The following is a 22,513-nucleotide window of genomic DNA, read 5'->3' on the forward strand; positions in this document are numbered from 1 at the left end:
GGCAAGCGTATTACGCGGCAGGCAATGCGCCTATAAAACGCAGGATCCGCGTTGAAAGCTCGCTGGCGAGTGGTAACTGCGGGTCTTTGTAGGACGCCAACTGGCGTTCAATGTCGTTGGGGACAATGCGCAATACATGGTTCATGCCGTCGATCAGCGCGAGCTCCGCGTCGGGTTTGGCCGCCTGGAGACGCTCGGCATCACCCACCCCCACCTGAATGTCGTTACGACCCTGAATGATCAGCGCCGGAACCTGCAGTTTTCCGAAGGCGGCGGCGGGGTCCTGGCGGAACAACGAAATCAGATACGGCTGCACGCTTGGGCGGAACACCACGTCGAGAGCGGGGGGCACGTTGTCATCGGTGTGGCCGGCCTTAAGCGAGTCGATCAACTGTTCGCTACGCTGCAGCAAGGGCGGGGGCAATCGGTAGTGCAGTTGTTCGCGCAACACTTGATCCACCGGGCGCCCGGTGCCCGCGACAGAAATGACTGCCGCAGCCCCAGCTTGCTCTGCGGCGAGGGCGGCGACCAGTGCGCCTTCGCTATGCCCCAGGAGAACCAGGCGCCCCAGGCGTGGGTCGGTCTTGAGCATTTTTCCCCAGGCCGCTGCGTCGGCGACATAGGCTTCGATGCTCAGGTTGCGCTCATCGGGTGTGGCCGCTCTGCTCGCGGCGACGCCCCGTTTGTCGTAGCGCACGCTGGCGATATTGTGTTTGGCGAGGACTCTCGCCAGAAGCTTCATGCTGTCGTTACGACCGCCGTCGGTATTGTTGCCATCACGGTCGGTAGGACCGGAGCCGGCGATGATCAATACCACGGGGACAGGGGCGTCGGATCTGGGCAGCAACAAGGTGCCAAACAGCTCGCCGGTTCCGGTGTCGAGACTGATGGGACGTTGCAATACGCTGGGTGTGGCTGCCTGGGCAAGGCCTGTCAGCAGGGGCAGGGTCACGGTAATAGCACGAATTAAAGTGGTGACTCGTAACATCGGTAGGCCATCATCTGTTCAAGTGCCGATTGGACGCGTCAACGCGGATAAGGTTCGGCAATACGCTTGAAGGATGAACTACTCAGGCAGCCTGCGTATACTGGCGTGCTTGCGGTTTTTGATTGATAAACAGACCGTTTGATTGTTTTGGCTTATTTTCGCGGAGCGTCCTGCATGTCCGGCAATACCTACGGCAAGCTGTTCACTGTTACCACTGCTGGTGAAAGCCACGGCCCGGCACTGGTCGCTATCGTTGACGGCTGCCCGCCAGGGCTTGAGCTCTCGCTGGAAGACTTGCAGTTCGATCTGGATCGCCGCAAGCCCGGCACGAGCCGCCACACCACGCAACGCCAGGAGGCCGATGAAGTCGAGATCCTCTCTGGTGTGTTCGAAGGCAAGACCACGGGTTGCCCCATCGGCCTGTTGATCCGCAATACGGATCAGAAGTCCAAGGACTACTCGGCAATTCAGGACCTGTTTCGCCCGGCGCACGCCGATTACACCTACCACCACAAGTACGGCCTGCGCGATTACCGCGGCGGCGGTCGCAGCTCGGCCCGTGAAACGGCGATGCGCGTGGCGGCGGGCGCCATCGCCAAGAAATACCTGGCCGGCCAGGGCATTCAGATTCGCGGTTACATGAGCCAGTTGGGCCCGATTGAAATCCCGTTCAAGACCTGGGAGTCGGTGGACCAGAACGCGTTTTTCTGCCCGGACCCGGACAAAGTGCCGGAGCTTGAGACCTACATGGACCAGCTTCGTCGGGATCAGGATTCGGTCGGCGCCAAAATTACCGTGGTTGCAGAAGGCGTTAAACCGGGGTTGGGCGAGCCGATTTTCGACCGCCTGGACGCCGAACTGGCCCACGCGATGATGAGTATCAATGCGGTCAAGGGTGTGGAGATTGGCGCCGGTTTCGCCAGTGTCGCCCAGCGCGGCACCGAGCATCGCGACGAAATGACGCCACAGGGTTTCCTGTCGAACAACGCCGGCGGCATTCTGGGCGGGATTTCGTCGGGGCAGCCAATTGTTGTCCATCTGGCGCTCAAGCCGACCTCAAGCATTACCACGCCAGGACATTCGATCGATGCCCATGGCAACCCGGTCGACGTCATTACCAAAGGTCGTCACGACCCCTGCGTCGGTATCCGCGCCACGCCCATCGCTGAAGCCATGATGGCCATCGTGTTGATAGACCATTTCCTGCGCAATCGCGGGCAGAACGCCGATGTTCAGGTGTCGACGCCTGTTCTGGGCCAACTGTAATGCTCGACGACGGTGATGCAGCCACGGCGGTTTAGCCGTGGTTTCACTTCCCCAAGGGCAGATACCTTACTGGCGATTGTCCAGTTTCTATCTGTTCTACTTCGCGTTGCTGGGTTCGACGGCGCCGTTTTTGGCGCTGTACTTCGATCATCTGGGGTTTTCCAGCGCCCGCATCGGTGAGCTGGTGGCCATCCCCATGCTGATGCGCTGCGTTGCCCCCAATATTTGGGGCTGGCTGGGGGATTACACCGGGCGCCGTCTGGCGATTGTGCGCTTTGGGGCGATCTGTACGCTGCTGACGTTTTCCCTGATCCTGTTCGACAAGAGCTACGCCTGGCTGGCAATGGTCATGGCGTTGCACGCGTTCTTCTGGCACGCCGTATTGCCGCAGTTCGAAGTCATCACATTGGCCCATCTACAGGGGCAGACCGCCCGCTACAGCCAGGTCCGGCTGTGGGGCTCGATTGGTTTCATCCTCACGGTGGTGGCGCTGGGTCGGCTGTTTGAGTGGTTCAGCCTGGACGTTTACCCGCAGGCGCTGCTGTTGATCATGGTCGGTATTGTCGCCAGCAGTTGGTGGGTGCCCAACGCGCAACCCGCGCCGTCGACGCACAGGCTGGCCGGTGGTGGCTTTCTCAGACAACTCGCCAGTCCTGGCGTCCTGGCTTTTTACGCCAGCGTTGCATTGATGCAGTTGAGCCACGGCCCTTATTACACCTTCCTGACCCTGCATCTTGAGCATTTGGGCTACAGTCGCGGCCTCATCGGTCTACTCTGGGCATTGGGCGTCGTGGCCGAAGTACTGATGTTTTTGTCGATGAGCCGGATTCTGACGCGGTTTACCCTTCGCCATGTGCTCATAGCGAGCTTTTTACTGGCGGCGTTACGTTGGTTGCTGCTGGGAAATTTCGCCGAACATTTGTCTGTATTGTTGTTTGCCCAGATCCTGCACGCCGCGACGTTCGGCAGTTTTCACGCGGCGGCCATCCATTTTGTGCAGCGCAGTTTCGGCCCTGACCAACAGGGCCAAGGCCAGGCGCTGTATGCCGCGCTTGCCGGCACTGGTGGTGCCTTGGGTGCTTTGTATTCTGGTTATAGCTGGAATGTCTTGGGGCCGAACTGGACCTTCAGCATTGCCAGTCTTGCGGCGCTTGCCGCCGCCGTCATGATTGCGACACGAATGAAAGAGGACAGGGCATGAGCCGCGAACAACTCGCTCAGGAAATCATCGACGCCGGGCGTTTTTTGTATGGCCGTGGCTGGTCGCCAGCCACCAGCAGTAATTATTCGACACGGCTGTCGGCAACCACCGCGTTACTGACGGTGTCAGGCAAGCATAAAGGTCAGTTGGGCCAGGATGACGTGCTGGTCACCGACCTGTCCGGCAACAGCCTGGAGCCGGGGAAAAAGCCTTCTGCCGAAACCTTGCTGCACACCCAGTTGTATCGCTGTAAGCCTCAGGTAGGCGCAGTGCTGCATACCCATTCAGTCAATGCGACCGTGTTGTCGCGCCTGACGACGGGTGATCGGGTGGTGTTCGAAAATTATGAACTGCAGAAAGCATTTGCGGGCGTGGTGACCCATGAATCAAAGGTTATCGTGCCGATTTTCGAAAATGATCAGGACATTGCCCGATTGGCGGCAAAGGTCCAACCTTGGCTCGACGCCCATCCCGATTGCCCCGGCTACCTGATTCGTGGTCACGGCCTGTACACCTGGGGCGCGCGAATGAGCGATGCATTGCGTCAGATCGAAGCGTTTGAATTTTTGTTCGAGTGCGAGCTCAAGACTCGCGCTTTACTGAACCGTTAAGGAATTGCCGTCATGAGCAGCTTGTCCGTTTATCACGTTTCCACTCCTGATTTGCCAAACAAAGTATTGACCCATCTGGAAGACATCGCTTCAACCCTGGCTGAACATGGCGTCGGCTTCGATCGCTGGCAAGCGACGGCATCTGTCACGCCGGGTGCGTCCCAGGAAGAAGTGATTGCTGCGTATCAGGTACAGATCGATAAATTGATGACTGAGCGCGGTTACGTCACGGTGGATGTGATCAGTCTTGACCGCGACCATCCAAAGAAAGCCGAACTGCGCGCGAAGTTTCTTGATGAGCACCAACATGCCGAAGATGAGGTACGGTTCTTCGTGGCTGGACGTGGTTTGTTCACGCTGCACATCGACGACTATGTGTATGCCGTGCTGTGCGAGAAGAACGATCTGATCTCTGTCCCGGCGGGCACTCGTCATTGGTTCGACATGGGTGAGTACCCGCATTTCGTGGCGATCAGGTTGTTCAACAACCCTGAAGGCTGGGTGGCAACGTTCACCGGCGAACAGATAGCCGACCATTTCCCAAGGCTTGAAGACTAAAGTCCCGGAGTTTCCATGCCCATTAAAGCTGTCCTTACCGACATCGAAGGCACCACCAGCGCGGTAAGTTTCGTGTTTGAGGTGTTGTTCCCCTACGCAGCCAGGCACTTGCCGGACTTTATTCGTCAAGAGGCCACTCAGCCTGCGGTGGCGTTGCAGTTGCAAGCGGTGCGCCAGGAGATCGACGAACCCCAGGCTGATGTCGAGCGTGTGATCGAAATTTTGCTGGAATGGATTGCTGAAGACCGTAAGGCCACGCCGCTCAAGGCGCTGCAAGGCATGGTCTGGGAGCAGGGTTATCGCGCCGGGCAGTTGAAGGGCCATGTTTACCCGGATGCGGTCGAGGCGCTCAAGCGCTGGCATCAGGAAGGTTATGAGCTGTATGTCTACTCGTCTGGCTCGATTCAGGCTCAACAGCTGATTTTTGGCTGCTCTGAAGCGGGTGATCTGTCGGCGCTGTTCAGCGGCTATTTCGATACGACGTCCGGGCCCAAGCGTGAGCCGCAGTCGTATCGCAGCATTGCCGCCGCAATAGGTCGCCCGGCGGATGAGATCCTGTTTTTGTCCGATATCGTTGAAGAACTCGACGCTGCGCAACAAGCGGGCATGCCCACCTGTGGGCTGGTTCGCAATGGCGGCGAGTTGGTTGGACACGCCAATGTCGCCAGTTTTGCGGTGATTGACCTGTCGGCTTTCTAAAAAGCTTTGCTTTACATCTGCAGGGGCTTCCTTGCAAGCCCTTTGACTGCAATTGCCCTGGGTAGAGGGTGATTGCAGTCGATCATACGTCATGACTTTTATTATGATTGTGCGAAGTGTCTGTAGGGCTTTTCTTATTGTCTTGTAAGAAGTGGCTTGTTGGTAAGTAAGTAAACCCTGTTTGTAATGTCTTATATTTTTTAATGCCTTTTACTGTGCAACTCTTTGTCGATCGACTCCCGAATGTTTTATGTCGGGGGTAAAGGGAGATAACCATGGGAAGTGCAGTATCAGTAAACGCCGATTTGACCCAACTCATTCAACAGATGGTGGTCAGCATTACAGAACTCAATGGCGACAAAGCCATCGAAAATGCCTTGGGTTGGTTAAGGTGCCAATGCTCTTGTGATCGGGCCATGCTGTATCAGTTCAAAGGGACCGTATTGCTGACCTGCATTACTTCAAATGTGGACAGTGTCTGGAGCGACCTCTACCGTCATGGGCGATTGATGATGGACGATCCAGTGATCCGCAATTATCGCGAGCACTTGGGCTTCATGGACTGGGACAATGCGTTCGAGCGTCATCCACCGACGCCAACCTACAAAGAGGTGGTTCAGGATTACCGACTGATGCCCGGCGCCTCCTACGGCTATTCCAATGAGGCCAGCGCCCAGCAAGGTGTTGTCACTGTGTGCTCACTCAACGCGATGAGCCGCCCGCTCAACGATGAAGACAAGTACCTGTTGAGCAGTCTTGTCCCCATTCTGCATATGGCCGGCAAAGGCCGAAAGCTGCACGCCAAGGCGCTCACCGAAAAAGAGCTGGAAGTACTCAAGTGGGCGCGTGCAGGCAAAACAGCATGGGAAATCAGCGTTATCCGTGCTATTTCCGAAGCCACGGTGAAGTACCATTTCAAGAGTATTTATTCCAAGTTAGGCGTTTCCAATCGAGCGCAGGCGGTGGGCGAGGCGCTTTGCCAAGGCATTATTAAATGATTCAACCCAAAGGGGTGGCGACCACGCCCGGCATCAGCATGTCGATGTGATAGCCCTGACGGCCATCCCCCACCGCAATGTGCAGGCCTTCGATGCCTTCGTTGAGTTGGGAGTTGATGCGGTAGTCGATCTTGTCGGCAATGCTGGCGTTGACCCCGAATGCACACTCGGTCAAGTGCAGCCCACGGGGGCCAGTGGCTTCGGTCAGCAATGCACAGTAGTCGCGAGCGTTGACGGTAAAGGACCTGACCTGACTGTCGACGATGATCGCCGTGGCGCCATGGGCGGCGACAGCCTGGGCCAGGCTGACCAACGATTCGATCAATCGGGGTGGGATGGACGGATCATGGTAGCCGCGAGCGCAGAGGATGCCGGAGACATTGAATTCGCCATCAAGGATGAAGGTTCGAGGTTCATCCGGGTCCATGTGGGTGTAATGGACTTCCAGCAACTCAGCCAGCGGGAATATATAAAAGCCCCTGGACGCCTGAATGTCTTCCTCGATCATCGCGTACGGCGCGGCCTCATTAACGATGCGCAATGTACCGCGTGTGTTGTCCCCGGTCAGGCGCAACAGGTGATGCTCATCGAGCAGCGACAGCAATTGCTCCTGCTTGCGCATGGCCAGGCGATAGTCGCTGGAACAGATCAGGTCGAGGGTGTAGATCCCGCTTTTCAGCGAGGGGTCGAATGCATGAGCCTGGGTATACAGCGTCTGCCCTGATTGGCAGCGGGCCGCCAGTTGTTGCAGTGATTCGGTTGCTTCTCTGCTGAACGTGATGCACACACTGTTGGCAGGCAAACCGCTGAGTTCGTTGATCAACAGGGCATTGATTGATTGATGTTGTGCGTGGGCAATCAGTGCGCTGGAGTCTGTCAGTAAACTGATATCGCGTGAGCCAAAAAAGTGTTCGAGGTGTTTTAAGTTATTCATTGTTATGTACTCGGCCGTTAAAAAAACATGCCATGGCGATAGCGTCATGGCATGCCTGACTGCGTTAAGCGGTTATACACATCACCACTTGGTCAGCGGGTAGTAGCCGAAGGTGTTCTGTTGAGTGGGTTTGATGCGCTTGAGTGTTTGCGTGTTCATACGGTTCACCTGTTAATTGAATATCAGGTACGTCATGTACCTGGCAGGGAAACCTTATGATGAACGTGGCACGAATAAAACTATCCGGTCGGGCAGGTGCGCAGTGTTCAGGAAGGGTATTAACTGTTGCGGTGGGCCTCTATGGGTGTGCACATGCAACAAGGCCGTGGACGCTGAAGTTGCGCCTACGGCCTTGTTCGCTAATGCTTATGCCGCGCTGAATGGACTCAGCGTGCGTAGTAGGTCGGCAGATCGAAGCGGTGCTGACTCTGCAGCATGGAGAGTGCTGGCAATTCACTTGCTTGTGCAGCCAGGTCTCGGCGAATCGCGCTGATCACCCACTGCAGCTGCACGGCGGTGTGCAGTTGAGCGTAGGACACCGAACGACGGATCTGCTTGCCTTCGCTGTTGCGCAAACTCAGCAACACTCCGCCATCTGGACGGGCTTGGGTGGTGACTTCGAACTCGGAAAATACGGATGCAAATTTTTCTTGAATGAAAGTCATGTCTAGCGGCTCCATTGCTCATGGGATAACAAGCGTGGAGTAATTAGTGCAGTGTCTGTGCCAGTCTCGGACTTTGTATAATACTCAACAAAATCAATAGCTTAAAAAAACTCATGTTTTTTTGAATCGTGCAAAGTGCATGAATGGCTATCGAGCATCCTGCATTTTGCCGGGAATACAGGGGCGATGAAGTTTGGCGGAGGTTCTAACGATCAGCAGTTTTATGAGGCGTGCTGAGGCTAGGACAGCGGTCAGGTGGATTAATCCCATCTATGCGCCAACGCTTTATGTAGGGAGATACAAAACTTTTCAAATTCATCGTGTACACCCTTTGAACGGCTGACGTACTTTCTTTGCAGTTGCGGCAGGGATGTCACCGCAACGCTCGCGCCTAAAACAAAAAATAGAATCACGCGGCTACGAAGGGGCAACCATGAGTCATAGCGACATGATCACGTGGGCCATGATGGCCCGTAAGCTTCCTTCGATTGCCAGGGCGCTGCCACGGGTGATCAAGGGCATGAAAATGTCCAATGTCACCAGGGCCGATCAGCCGTGTGGCCTGGGCTGGACTTTTGAACGCGCGGTGTTGCGCAACCCGCAGGGCCCGGCACTCCTTTATAAAGACTGCGTATTCACTTACGAGCAGGTCAATCAATGGGCCAATCGCATCGCCCATCACCTGATCGGTCAAGGCCTCCGCAAAGGGGATGTGGTCGGGATTTTCATCGAAAATCGTCCTGAGCTATTGGTGCATGTGCTGGCCGTGGCCAAAATCGGCGGCGTGTGCGCGATGCTCAACACCTCGCAAACTCAGGGTGTGTTGGTGCACAGCCTGAATCTGGTGAAACCCCTGGCGATTATCGTCGGCGAGGAATTGGTGGCGGTTTACGATGCCGTGCGCACCGAGGTCGCCATCGACGCGGGTAAAACCTTCTTCGTCGCCGATCAGGACACCAGCAGGGACGCAGGGCAGGCCCCGGAGGGCTACATCAATCTGGCGCGGGTCAGCGCTGAGGAATCCCCGGAAAACCCGATAACCACCCAACGCATCTACTTCAATGACGCGTGCTTTTATATCTACACGTCCGGCACCACCGGTTTGCCCAAGGCCGGAATCTTCAAGCACGGTCGCTGGATGAAAACCTACGGTGGTTTCGGCATGATCGCGTTGGATATGCAACCTGACGACATTGTTTATTGCACCTTGCCGCTGTATCACGCTACCGGTCTGAATGTGTGCTGGGGCTCAGCGGTGTGCGGTGCGTCGGGTTTTGCGATTCGGCGCAAGTTCAGCGCGAGTCAATTCTGGAGTGATACGCGAAAGTTCAAGGCGACCACGATTGGTTATGTTGGCGAACTGTGCCGCTATCTGATGGACCACCCGGAGCAAAATAACGACGCGGACAATCCAGTGCGCAAGATGATCGGTAATGGTCTGCGTCCCGGGGTCTGGGCCTCGTTCAAAAATCGCTTCGCTGTCGACCATGTCTGCGAGCTGTACGCGGCCAGCGATGGCAATATCGGCTTCACCAATGTCCTCAACTTCGACAACACCGTTGGCTTTTCCCTTCAAGCCTGGACGTTGGTGGAGTACGCCCATGAAAGTGGCGTGCCCATCCGTAACGCTGATGGCTTCATGCAGAGGATCGGGAAGGGAGGGCAGGGGTTGCTGCTGGCGAAGATCGATGAAAAAGCACCGCTGGATGGCTACACCGATCCTGAGAAAAACCAGAAAGTGATCCTCTGTGACGTGTTCGAAAAGGGTGATCGGTACTTCGACACCGGTGATCTGCTGCGTGATATCGGTTTTGGTCATGTGCAATTTGTCGACCGGCTGGGCGATACTTATCGCTGGAAGGGCGAAAACGTATCGACCACCGAGGTCGAGAACATCATGCTTCAACACCCTAAAATTTCTGAAGTCGTGGCGTACGGTGTCGAGATCATGAACACCAATGGTCGCGCCGGAATGGCGGCGATCACCCCGGCAGAGTCGCTGGCGACCCTGGACTTTCAGGAGTTGCTGCAGTTCGCGAAAAGTCAGATGCCGTCCTACGCAGTACCCGTGTTCCTGCGCGTGAAGGTCAAGATGGAAACCACGGGTACCTTCAAGTACCAGAAGACCCGACTGAAGAACGAGGCCTTTGACCCCAGCAAAACCGGGGATGATCCGGTTTACGCCTGGTTACCGGGTTCAGACACCTATGTGCCGGTAACGCCCGATGTGCTGCGGGATATCCATGCTGGCAAGTTCCGCTATTGAATTTGGCTATGGACCACATACCTTGACCCTGGGCGGGCAGCTCTGGAAACTGGCTGGCATTAGTTGATTCCAACTGCCTGCGCCGTTCAAGGAGTACACCATGTCAGATCATTCCAAACCGGCTGCCGATGCCACATTAATGACCGATGACGAGGCCCTGGAGTTTGCCGAGCAAGTATTTGATGTCGCACGCAAAGGCGATGCACTGATGCTTGGACGTCTACTGGAAAAAGGTCTTACCCCCAACTTGCGCAACCACAAGGGCGACACCTTGTTGATGCTGGCCAGCTACCACGGTCATCTGGACAGCGTTCGGGTGTTATTGGACTTTAAGGCTGATCCTGAAATTCGTAACGACAACGGTCAGAGCCCCATTGCCGGTGCGGCGTTCAAGGGTGACCTGCCTGTGGTCAAACTGCTGGTCGAAAATGGCGCCGACGTCGAAGGCGCTTCTGCGGACGGGCGTACCGCACTCATGATGGCGGCCATGTTCAACCGCACCGCAATCGTCGATTACCTGCTTTCTAAAGGCGCCAACCCTCATGCGCAGGATGCCAACGGCGTCACCCCATTGGGCGCTGCGCAAACCATGGGCGCTGTGGACACCGCCGAGCAATTGAGCAAGCTCAACGGCTGATCGTTCCGGGGGAGCGTTAATCAAGGCCTTACCAATAGAGCCCCGACGGATTTCCAGCTATCCTTTGCGCCTTGTTTTCGCGCCCCCTATTCGCCTATTGTCAGGACAGCCCATGAAGAACCAACTCATAGAATTAATCAGCAAAATCAGTTCGGGTTGCATGGGCGAGGAAGAAATCGCGCATATCGCTGCTGAGGCCGCCCAGGCCTACGCCGATCCCCAAGCGTTTCTCGCGGCCAACCCTGACATCAACTACGACGACAGCTTCCCCATCCCGTTGGGCGAATGGGTCGTGGTCGGCAGCTTGCCGGAGACCGTATTGTTTCAGGCCGACAGTTACATGGACCTGTTCGCACAGATCGTTGAATCCTTCGGTCAGGAAGTGACCTTCAACATAAAACCCAAGCAATTGGCCAAGACCGAAGCATTGACCGCTCTCAACCGTATTCAGATTCAACTGAGCAGCATGAATAGGGAGAAGGGCGGTTACGTACTGATGAACCTCAGCCAGCCATTGGACGATGAACTGCAAGCGGTGCTGGTCTATGGTCAGGATCAGGATCGGGTGATCGAGTTGTCGGCGGCGGTGGGCATCACGGCAGCGCCTTCACTGGAAGCCCTGCGCATTGCCTTGCATGTTTGATCGGCGCATGACTGTGGTCCGTGGGCGCGAAAAATAAGATGCTGGCGAAATGGAACCCTCTCTGCGCGCAACTATCCTAAGCAGAGAAGTATTCAATTAGGAGCAACACCATGGGTTCTACGTTTAATGGTCTGGTCGGTCTGATCATCCTTGCCCTGGATATCTGGGCAATCCTCAATGTATTGAAAAGCGGCGCCGAAACAGGGATGAAGATCCTGTGGGTATTGCTGATTGTGCTGCTACCGGTTTTGGGCTTGATCATCTGGGCGATTGCCGGGCCGCGCGGTAACGTGCGCCTCTGACCCGTTTGACCTGACGCTGACGTACCCATAAAGCGCCTGACTGCTGATTGCAGTCAGGCGCTTTTTGTTTTTCAGGCCCTGGCAGCACGGGCTGATCAATAGAGGTTCGACCTGTCATCTTCTGCGACGTAGAATGCCCGCCTTTCTCAGGGGCAGCGCTTTTACTAAAAGCGGCTCACTGTCCGTTGCTATCAGCATCCACCAGGGGGTTACCCATGAGCGATTACCAAGAGACGTTGTATGAAGGTTACGGCCAGCGCTTCCGTATGGAAAAACTGCTGCACGAAGTGCGCACCGAGCATCAACATCTGGTGATCTTCGAGAACCCGCGCATGGGCCGGGTCATGGCGCTCGACGGCGTTATCCAGACCACTGAAGCCGACGAGTTCATCTACCACGAGATGCTCACTCACGTACCGATCCTCGCCCACGGCGCCGCCAAACGCGTGCTGATTATTGGTGGCGGCGATGGCGGCATGTTGCGCGAAGTTGCCAAGCATCGCAGCATCGAACACATCACCATGGTTGAAATCGATGGCACCGTGGTCGAGATGTGCAAGCAGTTCTTGCCGAACCACTCGAAAGGCGCTTTTGAAGATTCGCGCCTGAATCTGGTGATCGATGACGGTATGCGCTTCGTGGCGACCACCGAAGAAAAGTTCGACATCATCATTTCCGACTCCACCGATCCGATTGGCCCGGGCGAAGTGTTGTTCTCCGAAAACTTCTACGAGGCCTGCCGCCGCTGCCTGAACGAAGGCGGCATTCTGGTCACCCAGAACGGCACGCCTTTCATGCAGTTGACCGAAGTGCAGACCACCGCCGGTCGCCTGCGCAGCCTGTTCCCGGACTGGCACTTCTACCAGGCCGCGATCCCGACTTACATCGGCGGCGCCATGACCTTCGCGTGGGGCGCAACCAATACTGACTACCGCAAACTGCCTTTGGAGACGTTACGTCAGCGTTTCGCCGGCAGTGGTATCGTGACGCGCTATTACAATCCTGAAATCCATATCGGTGCCTTTGCGTTGCCGCAGTATGTTTTGCAGGCAGTCAACAAGCCAAGCAACGACTGAGTCGCTACGCCGTCTGACAGCAGTGCTGTTGATGGCGATAGAGGTGTGACGGGGCACTGTCAGGCAAAACGTCAGTGCCTTTCGTCCCAGAACTGCCGGGTCAGTTCACGGAGAGTGGATGCCCTCCATTACGTGACTGACCTGCAGGCCCAGACGTTCCAACAAGCAGGTTATTGGCATCTCTGCTTACATATCTGCAGGGTCAAGCGACGAAATTTTCACGCCCTGTCACAGAAAATCACGCGCGCTTATCTGTCCTGCCGTCGCGCCAACCCTTGTCGCAGCGTGGCAGCGACTCAATATTTTACAGGCGCCGCCGTCGACGATGAGGCGCGCGTGCATTTGAACTTCAACCTGAATCCAACGGATCCTAGAACACCATGGCCAAACCGGACGCCCTGAGTCATCAGCACGCCTCGTCGCGCTTGCTGCAACCCACCGTCAAATCACATCTGGCTTACACGCTGCTGAGCGGTTTGGTCTTGATGGTGATGTACAGCCTGCTGCGAGTCGCGCTGCTGGTTTATAACCGCGAAATGATTGGCGAAACCCCGGCGTCGACGTTTATCGAGGCCATGGGCAACGGCCTGCGCTTCGACTTGCGCCTGACGGTGTACCTGATTATCCCGATGCTGCTGGTCTTGTTCAGCTCCAGGCTGATGGCTGTGCGTTGGCTGTTTCGTACCTGGTTGACGCTTGCGGCCAGTGCCACGATGTTCCTCGGCCTGATGGAAATGGACTTCTACCGTGAATTCCATCAACGTCTGAACGGGCTGGTGTTCCAGTACGTCAAGGAAGACCCGAAAACAGTACTAAGCATGCTTTGGTATGGTTTTCCGGTGGGGCGCTACCTGTTGGCGTGGGCCGCAGCCACCTGGCTCCTGAGCCAGGCCTTCAAGGGTGTGGACCGTCTGACTCGCACGCGTCGCCAGCTTGATGTCAGCACGAGCAGCAACCGCTCGGTCGCACCGTGGTACCTGCGTATCGGCGTACTGATGGTCTGCCTGATGATTACGGTCGTCGCCGCCCGTGGCACCCTGCGTCAGGGACCGCCGTTGCGTTGGGGCGATGCTTACACCACTAATTCGAACTTCGCTAACCAGTTGGGCCTCAATGGCACCTTATCGCTGATCGCTGCGGCCAAGAGCCTGACGTCCGATCAACGCGCCAATATCTGGAAGGCCACGCTGCCGCAACCGTTGGCGCAACAGACTGTGCGCGATATGTTGCTGACCCCGAGTGACAAGCTGGTTGATCCCGACACGGCTGTTGTACGCCGCGACTCCTTGCCGCCAGTGGAAAAAACACTGCCGATTCGCAACGTGGTGGTGATCCTGATGGAAAGCTTCGCCGGTCATTCGGTGGGGGCTTTGGGCAGCGATGCCAACATCACGCCATACTTCGACAAGCTGTCCAAGGAAGGCCTGCTGTTCGACCGCTTCTTCTCCAATGGCACGCACACCCACCAGGGCATGTTCGCGACCATGGCCTGCTTCCCTAATCTGCCAGGCTTTGAATATCTGATGCAGACCCCGGAAGGCAGCCACAAACTGTCGGGTCTGCCGCAGCTTCTTAGCGCCCGCAAATACGATGATGTCTATGTCTATAACGGCGATTTCGCCTGGGACAACCAGTCTGGTTTCTTCAGCAACCAGGGCATGACCACGTTCATCGGCCGTAATGACTTCGTCAATCCAGTGTTCTCAGATCCAACGTGGGGTGTGTCCGACCAGGACATGTTCGACAGAGGCGCTCAGGAACTGAAAGCGCGCGAGGGTGGGAAGCCTTTCTATGCGTTGTTGCAAACCCTGTCCAACCACACACCTTACGCTTTGCCGGCAGAGTTGCCAGTCGAGCGGGTTACCGGGCATGGCACGCTGGATGAGCATTTGACGGCCATGCGTTATGCCGACTGGGCACTGGGGCAATTCTTCGAGAAAGCGCGTAAAGAGCCTTACTTCAAGGACACTCTGTTCATTGTTGTCGGGGATCATGGCTTCGGCAACGATCAGCAAGTCACCGAAATGGACCTTGGGCGCTTTAACGTACCTATGTTGATGATCGGTCCTGGTGTCCAGGAAAAATTCGGTCAACGCAGCAGTATTGTTGGTACCCAGATCGATATCGTGCCGACCATCATGGGTCGTTTGGGCGGCGAATCGCGTAACCAATGCTGGGGTCGTGACTTGCTGAACCTGCCTGAAGGCGATAAAGGTTTTGGCGTGATCAAACCATCGGGAGGAGAGTTGACCGTCGCGCTGGTGACCGGCGATCGCATCCTGATCGAGCCCAAAGAGATGGAACCTCGCGTGTATCAATATGAGCTGGGCGCCAAGCCCCACGCGGAGCTGATGCCTCAACAAGCTGATTTGCCACAGCTAAGGCTGAAGCTGGAAAGCTTCCTGCAAACCGCAACCAAAAGCCTGATGGACAATACCGCGGGCGTGGTCGACAACAAGCCGCACTAAGCGAGCGGCGCACTAAAAAAGAGGCCCTTACCGGCCTCTTTTTTTGTCCGCTCGGCAGTCAAAACAGTGGAACGAATACTGGATTTTCAGGGTCCAGATTATGTAAGCCGCTTTCTTCGGCTTCGCTGAGGAGACATAGATGAAACAGTGGACCATTACTTATCTTGATAAAGACGGCGTCCGACAAAGCCTTGAGTTTGGCAGTGAGCAACGGCCTGATCTGGAGACAGCGGCAGACTACCTGCGCGAGGTTTTGTACCCCGTGGTCGATAAACTTGACCTGAACGACCTTGACGGCCGGGCACCCGAGCCGACGGTAAAATCCCTGAAGGCACTGAACAGCGTGCAAATTATCTCGGTCACTGAAGCTCCTTGAATCATACCTTCGGCCATTGCTTGATCTGCCATTTGGCACAGACGGCCGATAGGGTTACTCTGCAAATGAGGCCAAAGCAGAATTGCCTTGGCTTCCTCCATGTCGATGCCCGGTCTACCTGATAGATCTGGCCTTGTCAGCTACATGCTTGGCTCCTGGCGACAGAGTATCTGTTGCGGAGCGACCACCAATCGGCGGGTCGCGTTGGGAGTGTTGAAACTCTATCTATCGTTGCATAGGAGGACGTTTCATGAGCACAGCCTATCAAGAGGACATCAGCAGTAACGTACTGCGCCGCATGAAAGAGGGCGGTTTTGATTTCGCACGTATCCATCCCATCGAGTTTTATGCCGTTTTCCCGGATGAGGAACGGGCACGGCAAGCGGCAGGGCAGTTTCGTGGGGAATCCTTGAACGCGCAGGTCAGCGTCCGTGATGACGGGGCATGGCATCTTCAATTAAGCAAAGTGATGTACGCCACGTATGGCGGGATCGATGATTTCGAGCAAGACTTTCAAACGGTGATCACGCCGCTGGACGGTGAGGTCGAGGGGTGGGGCGTGACTCAGGAAATCAAGCGCTTTAATTAACGCCTGAGGGAGTCCCTGTTGTAACCCCTTTACCGGCTGACCTTTTGTCAGCCGGTTTTAGTTTGGGGGGTTCTAACCGTTAGAGGCACTATCGGGTGTGTTGTGAAACAAAATCCACCTGTGAAATCAACTCTGGCTATGCTGGTAATAGACAGTGATATTGAAGGACGCTTCGCAATGAGGCGTAGGTGAATAAGTTGGGGCGGTTACTGCACAGGAATGGTGCGGTTGCGTTAGAGGATTTATCCAACTGTTTGATATTTAAGCGTTTATGCCGATGGCACGGGCCTTGCGAAGGCCCTTGGTGTCCGTGGTGACAAGGAGTACGGCATGATCCGCACCTTTTATGATGAGATGTACGATGCTGGCGGCCTGGTCCGTCCGCATTATCGGGAGTTTGCCCGTTGGCTGGGTGAGACGCCGCCGGAGCTTTTGGCTCAGCGCAGGCGCGAAGCCGACCTTTTGTTTCATCGTGCCGGGATTACGTTCACGCTGTATGGGGACGACCAAGGCACTGAGCGGTTGATTCCGTTCGATACGATTCCGCGCAGTATTCCGGCCAGCGAATGGCGGATTGTGGAACGCGGCTGCATTCAGCGGGTCAAGGCGTTGAACATGTTTCTCGCCGACCTGTATCACGATCAACGGATTATCAAAGCCGGGATTATTCCCGCCGAACAGGTGTTGGCCAACGAGCAATATCAGTTGGCAATGCAGGGCCTGAATCTGCACCGTGATATTTATTCGCATATTTCCGGTGTTGATCTGGTGCGTGATGGCGACGGCACTTACTACGTGCTCGAAGACAACTTGCGCACGCCCAGCGGCGTCAGTTACATGCTCGAAGATCGCAAGATGATGATGCGCCTGTTCCCGGAGCTGTTCGCCGCTCAGCGCATTGCGCCCATCGATCATTATCCGAACATGCTCCTCGACACCCTGAAAAGCTCCAGCCCTATCGACAATCCGAGCGTTGTGGTCCTGACTCCAGGACGCTTTAACAGTGCCTTTTTCGAACACGCCTTTCTGGCGCGAGAGATGGGTGTCGAGTTGGTGGAAGGGGCCGATCTGTTCGTGCGCGATGATCGCGTTTTCATGCGTACCACTGACGGGCCTAAAGCCGTCGATGTGATCTACCGGCGCCTGGATGATGCGTTTCTCGACCCGCTGGCGTTTAACCCCGACTCGATGCTCGGCGTCCCAGGCCTGCTTTCGGCCTATCGCTCGGGCAATGTGGTGCTGGCCAATGCCATCGGGACCGGCGTGGCGGACGACAAGTCGATCTATCCCTATGTGACGGACATGATCCGTTTCTATCTGGATGAAGAGCCGATTCTGCAAAACGTGCCAACCTGGCAGTGCCGCAAACCGGAAGAGTTGTCCCACGTGCTGGCGCATCTGCCGGAACTGGTGGTCAAGGAAACTCAAGGCTCGGGTGGTTACGGCATGTTGGTCGGCCCGGCGGCGTCGGCAGCTGAAATCGAAGTGTTCCGTGCCCGTCTGAAAGCCAAGCCCCACGCGTATATCGCACAACCCACTTTATGCCTGTCGACCTGTCCGACCTTTGTCGAGAACGGCATCGCCCCGCGCCATATCGACTTGCGCCCATTTGTTCTTTCCGGCCGTGAAACCCGGGTAGTCCCGGGCGGCCTTACCCGAGTAGCCCTGCGCGAAGGCTCCCTTGTGGTGAACTCGTCCCAAGGCGGTGGAACCAAAGACACCTGGGTGGTTGAGGATTAAGGATGCCTGCCAATGCTAAGTAGAACTGCCTCGGATTTGTATTGGATGTCGCGTTATCTGGAGCGAGCGGAAAACCTCGCGCGGATGCTCGACGTCAGCTATTCGCTGTCGCTGATGCCCCAGGATGGGCGCGGCGATGGTCTGGATGAAATAGCCATGCCGCTGTTGATTACCGGCACGCTGGACGATTATCTGGAGCGCTACGGTGAGTTGCACGCCGAACGCTTGCTGCATTTTTTCGCCCTGGATGCGACCAACCCGGCCAGCATTTACAGCTGCCTGGGCGCCGCTCGGGCCAGCGCTCATGCGGTGCGCGGACGAATCACGGCGGACATGTGGGAAAACATCAACGCCACGTGGCTTGAAATACGCGGTATCGCCGAACAGGGCTTGAGTCGTTACGGCATGAGCCGTTTTTGTGAGTGGGTCAAAGAGCGTTCGCACCTGTTTCGGGGGGCGACCTACGGCACCATCATGCGTCACGATGCGTTCCGCTTTATCCGTCTGGGGACGTTCATCGAGCGCGCCGATAACACCCTGCGCATGCTCGACGCCCGTTACGAGATGCTCGAAGTGCTCGGGAAAAACACCGAAGCGATCTCTGACAGTTCGGCGCACGGCTACTACCAGTGGAGCGCCTTGTTGCGCGCCTTGTCGTCGTTCGAGGCGTATACCGAGCTGTATCGGGATGCGCCGGGTGCGCGTCAGGTCGCCGAATTACTGCTGTTGCGTGCCGACATCCCGCGCTCGTTGCGCGCCTGTCTGGAAGAACTCGATCAGATCCTCGCGAGCCTGCCGGGCGCCAATGGCCGTCCGGCGCAGCGCTTGGCCGCCGAATTGGACGCACGTCTGCGCTATACCAGCATCGATGAAATTCTGGGTGAAGGCCTGCATGAATGGCTGAATGAATTCATTCCGTTAGTGGCCCAATTGGGTAACGCTATCCACACTTCATACCTGGAGGCTGCATGAGACTCTCAATTAGCCACGAGACCACTTATCACTACGAAGATCAGGTCCGCGCCAGCATCCAGTATTTGCGTCTGACGCCTCACGACAGCGAACGTCAGCATGTGCTCAGTTGGCAGCTCACCTTGCCGCGCCCGGTGCGCGCGCAGATCGATCCGTTCGGCAATATCCTTCATGTGTTGACGCTGGATGAGCCCCACGAAGCGATCATTATCGGTGCCCGTGGTCAGGTTGAAATCGACGAGAAGCGGGAGGCTGAGCATGAAAGCCAGTCAGCGCTGCCGTTTCTGCGTTTTACCCGCCTGACTGAAGCCGATGAAGCCATACGTGCCTTTGCGCTCAAGCAGTGCCACACACGCAAAGACCGCAATGCCTTGATCGACTTGATGCACGGTCTTAACCAACACATGACTTACAGCCCCGGTTCGACAGAAGTCGATACCAGCGCCGCTGAAGCGTTTGCCGGCCGTTCAGGCGTTTGCCAGGACCACACCCACGCGTTCCTGGCGTGCGCCCGTAGCCTGGGGGTGCCAGCGCGTTATGTGTCAGGTTATCTCTACAGCGAAAACAGCGAGCACCTGGCCAGTCATGCCTGGGCGGAAGCCTGGATCGACGACGCCTGGTACAGCTTCGATGTGACCAATCAACTGTCCCGGCCTGAGCGTCACCTCAAGCTGGCGGTGGGCCTGGATTACCTCGACGCCTGCCCGGTACGGGGTATGCGTCGCGGCGGTGGCTGCGAGCAGATGCACGCCAAAGTGTTCGTCTCGCCGATGTTGCTGGTGCAGCAGCAGTAACCACCCTGAGCGCGGTGTGCCAGCCACACCGCGTCAGCTTCTTCGCCAGTACGTCAGCGCCTACAGCGTGGATGCCGCCGTTCTGCGTTGCGCCATGTGCCTGAGATACCCAATCAGTTGATCCAGCTCACCATCGGACAGCACCGCTGTCGAGATGGCGGGCATTTTTGCCTGTGGCCATTGGCGCAGGCTTTGCGGGTCACGGATGTAGCGTTTGAGGTAGTCCCCCGCGAAGTACTCAATGGGGCTGTGCGGCTGATTCAGGTCAGGACCCAGTTGCGAGTCGCCAGCACCGTTGAGGCGATGGCAGGCCAGGCAGTTTTTCTGAAACAGCGCAAACCCTTGATTGATCGGATCATTGGCAGCCAATGCCCGGTCCGGCAGCATCATTGGGAAGCGTTCAGCCACGGACGCTAATATTCGGACTTTATTGACCGCGAAGGGCCATTGTTCGGGGCTGATGTTGCCGGCTTTCGGTTCGGTCCACACCAGATAAAACGGACCGGGGCTTTGCTGGTTTTCGCCCAGCGTGGGCCACGGGGCTGTCGGGTCTTCGATGGCCAGCCACGCGCGTGCGCCAGTGCTCTCAAGCAAAGGCCCGGCCGGCATCTCGGCGGCAAATCCATCCGTGGCCACGGCCTGAAGATGATCCTTTGCAGTAATGCCCCCAAGCAACGCCGCCATTGGCACTGCGCGATAGGTCATGGCGCGTTTGTAGGAAACATCCTCGGTGATTTGGATCTGTTGCGCCTGCGGATGCTTAAGCAACTGTGCGGTGTCCCAAATATGGACCCCGTCGGGGAGTTCGACGGTCAATTGAGCGGCTTGAACGACGCCCACGTGACTGATAGCAAAGCAGCAGAACAACGGTATGAACGCTAACCACTGACGCATAAACCCATCTCCATCAATTCAGGCTGGAAGATTGGCACAGATGCGCTTTACTCGACAGCGTATCGAACACCTTGCGTTGGCAGGGCAAAGACACGCTCAACCGAACAAACGGGTCATGTTCGGCACAATCAATAAAAGGGTAGTGGCGAACACAATAAGCCCCGCCTGACGAACTTTCGAATGTTTAAACATGGCTGACTGCCTTTTGTTGTTATTCCTGAGCTACTAAAGCTCTCCGATTTCCTAATGCATGAACCGGGCAGCTGGCAAAGGTGATACACGCGAACAGGTGTCCCGGCAGACCCGGCAACTCAGACGCCTACTGTATTTTTTTGGCGTCCGCCTGTTACAGGGTTAACCTTAGGACCCGCGTCACGTATGGCTTAGATCAATTTCGTATCACTTCAAAAACGATATTGATTAAACGTACTAAGGCTCATCGCCAGCTTCCGAATACCGCCTCTGCTAGACGCTTTGAATGCCTGTGATACAGGTTTGTTAGTCAGCTACCGTTCGTCTGAGCGAGGCGGTCAAGGCTAATGAGCGCTTCGGTCATTGAATCAGCTCGGGTGACGTTTAAGGTGTCGGTACAGGAATCCACTTTCCACCGCGCTCCGAGGACCTCATGACTGAAGCTTTGATTTTCGATGCGGTACGCACGCCCCGTGGCAAAGGCAAGCCGGGTGGTGGGCTGTACAGTGTCAAGCCGGTGAACTTGATGGCCGGGTTGCTGGTTGCCCTGCAGCAACGCAACCAACTGGACACCCGTCAGGTCGATGACATTGTTCTGGGGTGCGTAACGCCGGTGGGGGATCAGGGCGCGGATATTGCCAAGACGGCTGCACTGGTCGCCGATTGGGACGTCAGCGTGGCGGGGGTGCAGATCAACCGGTTTTGCGCGTCGGGCCTCGAAGCGGTCAATCTGGGCGCGATGAAAATTCGCTCCGGCTTTGAGGATCTTGTGGTGGTGGGCGGGGTCGAGTCGATGTCACGCGTACCGATGGGCAGCGACGGCGGTGCCTGGGCGTTGGACCCGCAGACCAACATGCGCTGCCATTTCACCCCGCAAGGGATCGGTGCCGACTTGATTGCGACGATGGAAGGCTTCAGTCGCGGCGATGTCGATGCTTATGCCTTGTACTCACAGCAAAAAGCCGCCCGTGCACGTGCCGATGGCTCGTTCAACAAATCCCTGGTGCCGGTAAGAGACCAGAACGGCACGCTGCTGCTTGATCACGATGAGTTCATTCGCGCCGACTCGACCCTGGAAGGGCTGGGCAAGCTCAAGTCGAGCTTCGAAATGATCGGCCAGATGGGATTCGATGCCACCGCGCTCCGCGTCTACAGCCATGTCGAGCGTATCAACCATGTTCATACCCCCGGCAATAGCTCCGGGATCGTTGATGGTGCGGCAGCCATGCTTATCGGTTCCGCAGCCAAGGGCCTGGCGTTGGGTCTGCGCCCTCGAGCACGCATCGTCGCGACTGCGGTGACCAGTGCCGACCCGACCATCATGCTTACCGGTCCCGCGCCAGCGACTCGCAAGGCCTTGGGTCGCGCCGGATTGAAGGTCGAGGATATCGACCTGTTCGAAGTCAACGAAGCGTTCGCCTCTGTGGTGCTCAAGTTCATCAAAGACATGGACATCAGCGCCGACAAGGTCAACGTCAATGGCGGCTCCATCGCCATGGGCCACCCGCTGGGAGCAACGGGGTGCGCGATTCTCGGCACCCTGCTCGATGAGCTGGAAGCCCGCCAGCTGCGCTATGGCCTGGCGACACTGTGTGTCGGCGGCGGCATGGGCATTGCCACCATCATCGAACGTTATTAAGCCTG

Annotated in this window: 21 protein-coding genes and 1 pseudogene; 18 read left to right on the plus strand and 4 right to left on the minus strand. The window is 56.6% G+C overall.

The window, feature by feature from the left end; all coding sequences use genetic code 11:
* Positions 1-10: 10 nt before the first annotated feature.
* Positions 11-1,037: pseudogene (locus K0F75_RS04165) on the minus strand (alpha/beta hydrolase).
* 125 nt (positions 1,038-1,162) lie between these two features.
* Between K0F75_RS04165 and aroC the strand changes: the two are divergent.
* The 6 genes from aroC to K0F75_RS04195 all read left to right on the plus strand — a co-directional run bounded on the left by aroC (position 1,163) and on the right by K0F75_RS04195 (position 6,321).
* Entirely contained in the window at positions 1,163-2,254 is a 1,092-nt protein-coding gene (aroC, locus tag K0F75_RS04170; protein ID WP_219060588.1) for a chorismate synthase, read from the plus strand.
* 61 nt (positions 2,255-2,315) lie between these two features.
* Positions 2,316-3,455, plus strand: coding sequence for an MFS transporter (locus K0F75_RS04175; RefSeq protein WP_219060848.1), 1,140 nt, complete (start codon positions 2,316-2,318; stop codon positions 3,453-3,455).
* Entirely contained in the window at positions 3,452-4,066 is a 615-nt protein-coding gene (locus tag K0F75_RS04180; RefSeq protein WP_219060589.1) for a methylthioribulose 1-phosphate dehydratase, read from the plus strand. The genes K0F75_RS04175 and K0F75_RS04180 overlap by 4 nt, the downstream gene beginning before the upstream one ends.
* Before the next feature lie 12 nt (positions 4,067-4,078).
* Positions 4,079-4,624: an acireductone dioxygenase gene (locus tag K0F75_RS04185; RefSeq protein ID WP_219060590.1), complete on the plus strand. Its 546-nt coding sequence runs from the start codon at positions 4,079-4,081 to the stop codon at positions 4,622-4,624.
* A gap of 15 nt (positions 4,625-4,639) precedes the next feature.
* Positions 4,640-5,323: an acireductone synthase gene (gene mtnC, locus K0F75_RS04190; RefSeq protein WP_219060591.1), complete on the plus strand. Its 684-nt coding sequence runs from the start codon at positions 4,640-4,642 to the stop codon at positions 5,321-5,323.
* Between the two features lie 275 nt (positions 5,324-5,598).
* On the plus strand, positions 5,599-6,321 hold the full coding sequence (locus K0F75_RS04195) for a LuxR family transcriptional regulator (RefSeq protein WP_219060592.1): 723 nt from the start codon (positions 5,599-5,601) through the stop codon (positions 6,319-6,321).
* Between the two features lies 1 nt (position 6,322).
* Here K0F75_RS04195 and K0F75_RS04200 read toward each other — a convergent pair whose 3' ends face one another.
* Positions 6,323-7,255, minus strand: a complete 933-nt coding sequence (locus K0F75_RS04200; protein WP_219060593.1) for a hypothetical protein — start codon at positions 7,253-7,255, stop codon at positions 6,323-6,325.
* Positions 7,256-7,641: 386 nt separating this feature from the next.
* Positions 7,642-7,920 (minus strand): DUF3509 domain-containing protein, encoded by a 279-nt coding sequence (locus K0F75_RS04205; RefSeq protein ID WP_219060594.1) that lies wholly within the window; start codon positions 7,918-7,920, stop codon positions 7,642-7,644.
* 433 nt (positions 7,921-8,353) lie between these two features.
* On the opposite strand from K0F75_RS04205, the gene K0F75_RS04210 reads away from it, so the two are divergent.
* From K0F75_RS04210 to K0F75_RS04260, 11 genes are all read left to right on the plus strand, one after another.
* Positions 8,354-10,186 carry a long-chain-acyl-CoA synthetase gene (locus tag K0F75_RS04210; RefSeq protein ID WP_219060595.1) on the plus strand — a complete coding sequence of 611 codons (1,833 nt, stop codon included), beginning with the start codon at positions 8,354-8,356 and terminating at the stop codon, positions 10,184-10,186.
* Between the two features lie 100 nt (positions 10,187-10,286).
* A complete protein-coding gene (locus K0F75_RS04215) occupies positions 10,287-10,823 on the plus strand; it encodes an ankyrin repeat domain-containing protein (protein WP_219060596.1) in 537 nt (178 codons plus the stop codon).
* Between the two features lie 112 nt (positions 10,824-10,935).
* The gene (locus tag K0F75_RS04220) at positions 10,936-11,466 is read left to right on the plus strand and encodes a hypothetical protein (protein ID WP_219060597.1); all 531 of its coding nucleotides are present in this window, start codon (positions 10,936-10,938) and stop codon (positions 11,464-11,466) included.
* 110 nt (positions 11,467-11,576) lie between these two features.
* Entirely contained in the window at positions 11,577-11,768 is a 192-nt protein-coding gene (locus K0F75_RS04225) for a PLDc N-terminal domain-containing protein (RefSeq protein WP_219060598.1), read from the plus strand.
* Between the two features lie 215 nt (positions 11,769-11,983).
* Entirely contained in the window at positions 11,984-12,844 is an 861-nt protein-coding gene (gene speE, locus K0F75_RS04230; protein WP_219060599.1) for a polyamine aminopropyltransferase, read from the plus strand.
* Positions 12,845-13,224: 380 nt separating this feature from the next.
* Positions 13,225-15,312 carry an LTA synthase family protein gene (locus tag K0F75_RS04235; RefSeq protein WP_219060600.1) on the plus strand — a complete coding sequence of 696 codons (2,088 nt, stop codon included), beginning with the start codon at positions 13,225-13,227 and terminating at the stop codon, positions 15,310-15,312.
* A 139-nt stretch (positions 15,313-15,451) separates the two neighbouring features.
* Entirely contained in the window at positions 15,452-15,688 is a 237-nt protein-coding gene (locus K0F75_RS04240; protein WP_219060601.1) for a hypothetical protein, read from the plus strand.
* Positions 15,689-15,938: 250 nt separating this feature from the next.
* On the plus strand, positions 15,939-16,277 hold the full coding sequence (locus tag K0F75_RS04245; RefSeq protein WP_219060602.1) for a ribonuclease E inhibitor RraB: 339 nt from the start codon (positions 15,939-15,941) through the stop codon (positions 16,275-16,277).
* Between the two features lie 330 nt (positions 16,278-16,607).
* Positions 16,608-18,017 carry a circularly permuted type 2 ATP-grasp protein gene (locus K0F75_RS04250; protein ID WP_219060603.1) on the plus strand — a complete coding sequence of 470 codons (1,410 nt, stop codon included), beginning with the start codon at positions 16,608-16,610 and terminating at the stop codon, positions 18,015-18,017.
* Positions 18,018-18,029: 12 nt separating this feature from the next.
* Positions 18,030-18,989, plus strand: a complete 960-nt coding sequence (locus K0F75_RS04255) for an alpha-E domain-containing protein (RefSeq protein ID WP_219060604.1) — start codon at positions 18,030-18,032, stop codon at positions 18,987-18,989.
* Positions 18,986-19,783: a transglutaminase family protein gene (locus tag K0F75_RS04260; protein WP_219060605.1), complete on the plus strand. Its 798-nt coding sequence runs from the start codon at positions 18,986-18,988 to the stop codon at positions 19,781-19,783. The genes K0F75_RS04255 and K0F75_RS04260 overlap by 4 nt, the downstream gene beginning before the upstream one ends.
* A gap of 60 nt (positions 19,784-19,843) precedes the next feature.
* Here the strand turns inward: K0F75_RS04260 and K0F75_RS04265 are convergent, their stop codons facing one another.
* A complete protein-coding gene (locus K0F75_RS04265) occupies positions 19,844-20,677 on the minus strand; it encodes a cytochrome c (RefSeq protein ID WP_219060606.1) in 834 nt (277 codons plus the stop codon).
* A 625-nt stretch (positions 20,678-21,302) separates the two neighbouring features.
* Between K0F75_RS04265 and K0F75_RS04270 the strand changes: the two genes are divergently transcribed.
* Positions 21,303-22,508, plus strand: a complete 1,206-nt coding sequence (locus K0F75_RS04270) for an acetyl-CoA C-acetyltransferase (RefSeq protein WP_219060607.1) — start codon at positions 21,303-21,305, stop codon at positions 22,506-22,508.
* Positions 22,509-22,513: the final 5 nt, after the last annotated feature.

It is taken from the genome of Pseudomonas sp. UMAB-08 (assembly GCF_900095225.1).
Lineage (GTDB): Bacteria > Pseudomonadota > Gammaproteobacteria > Pseudomonadales > Pseudomonadaceae > Aquipseudomonas.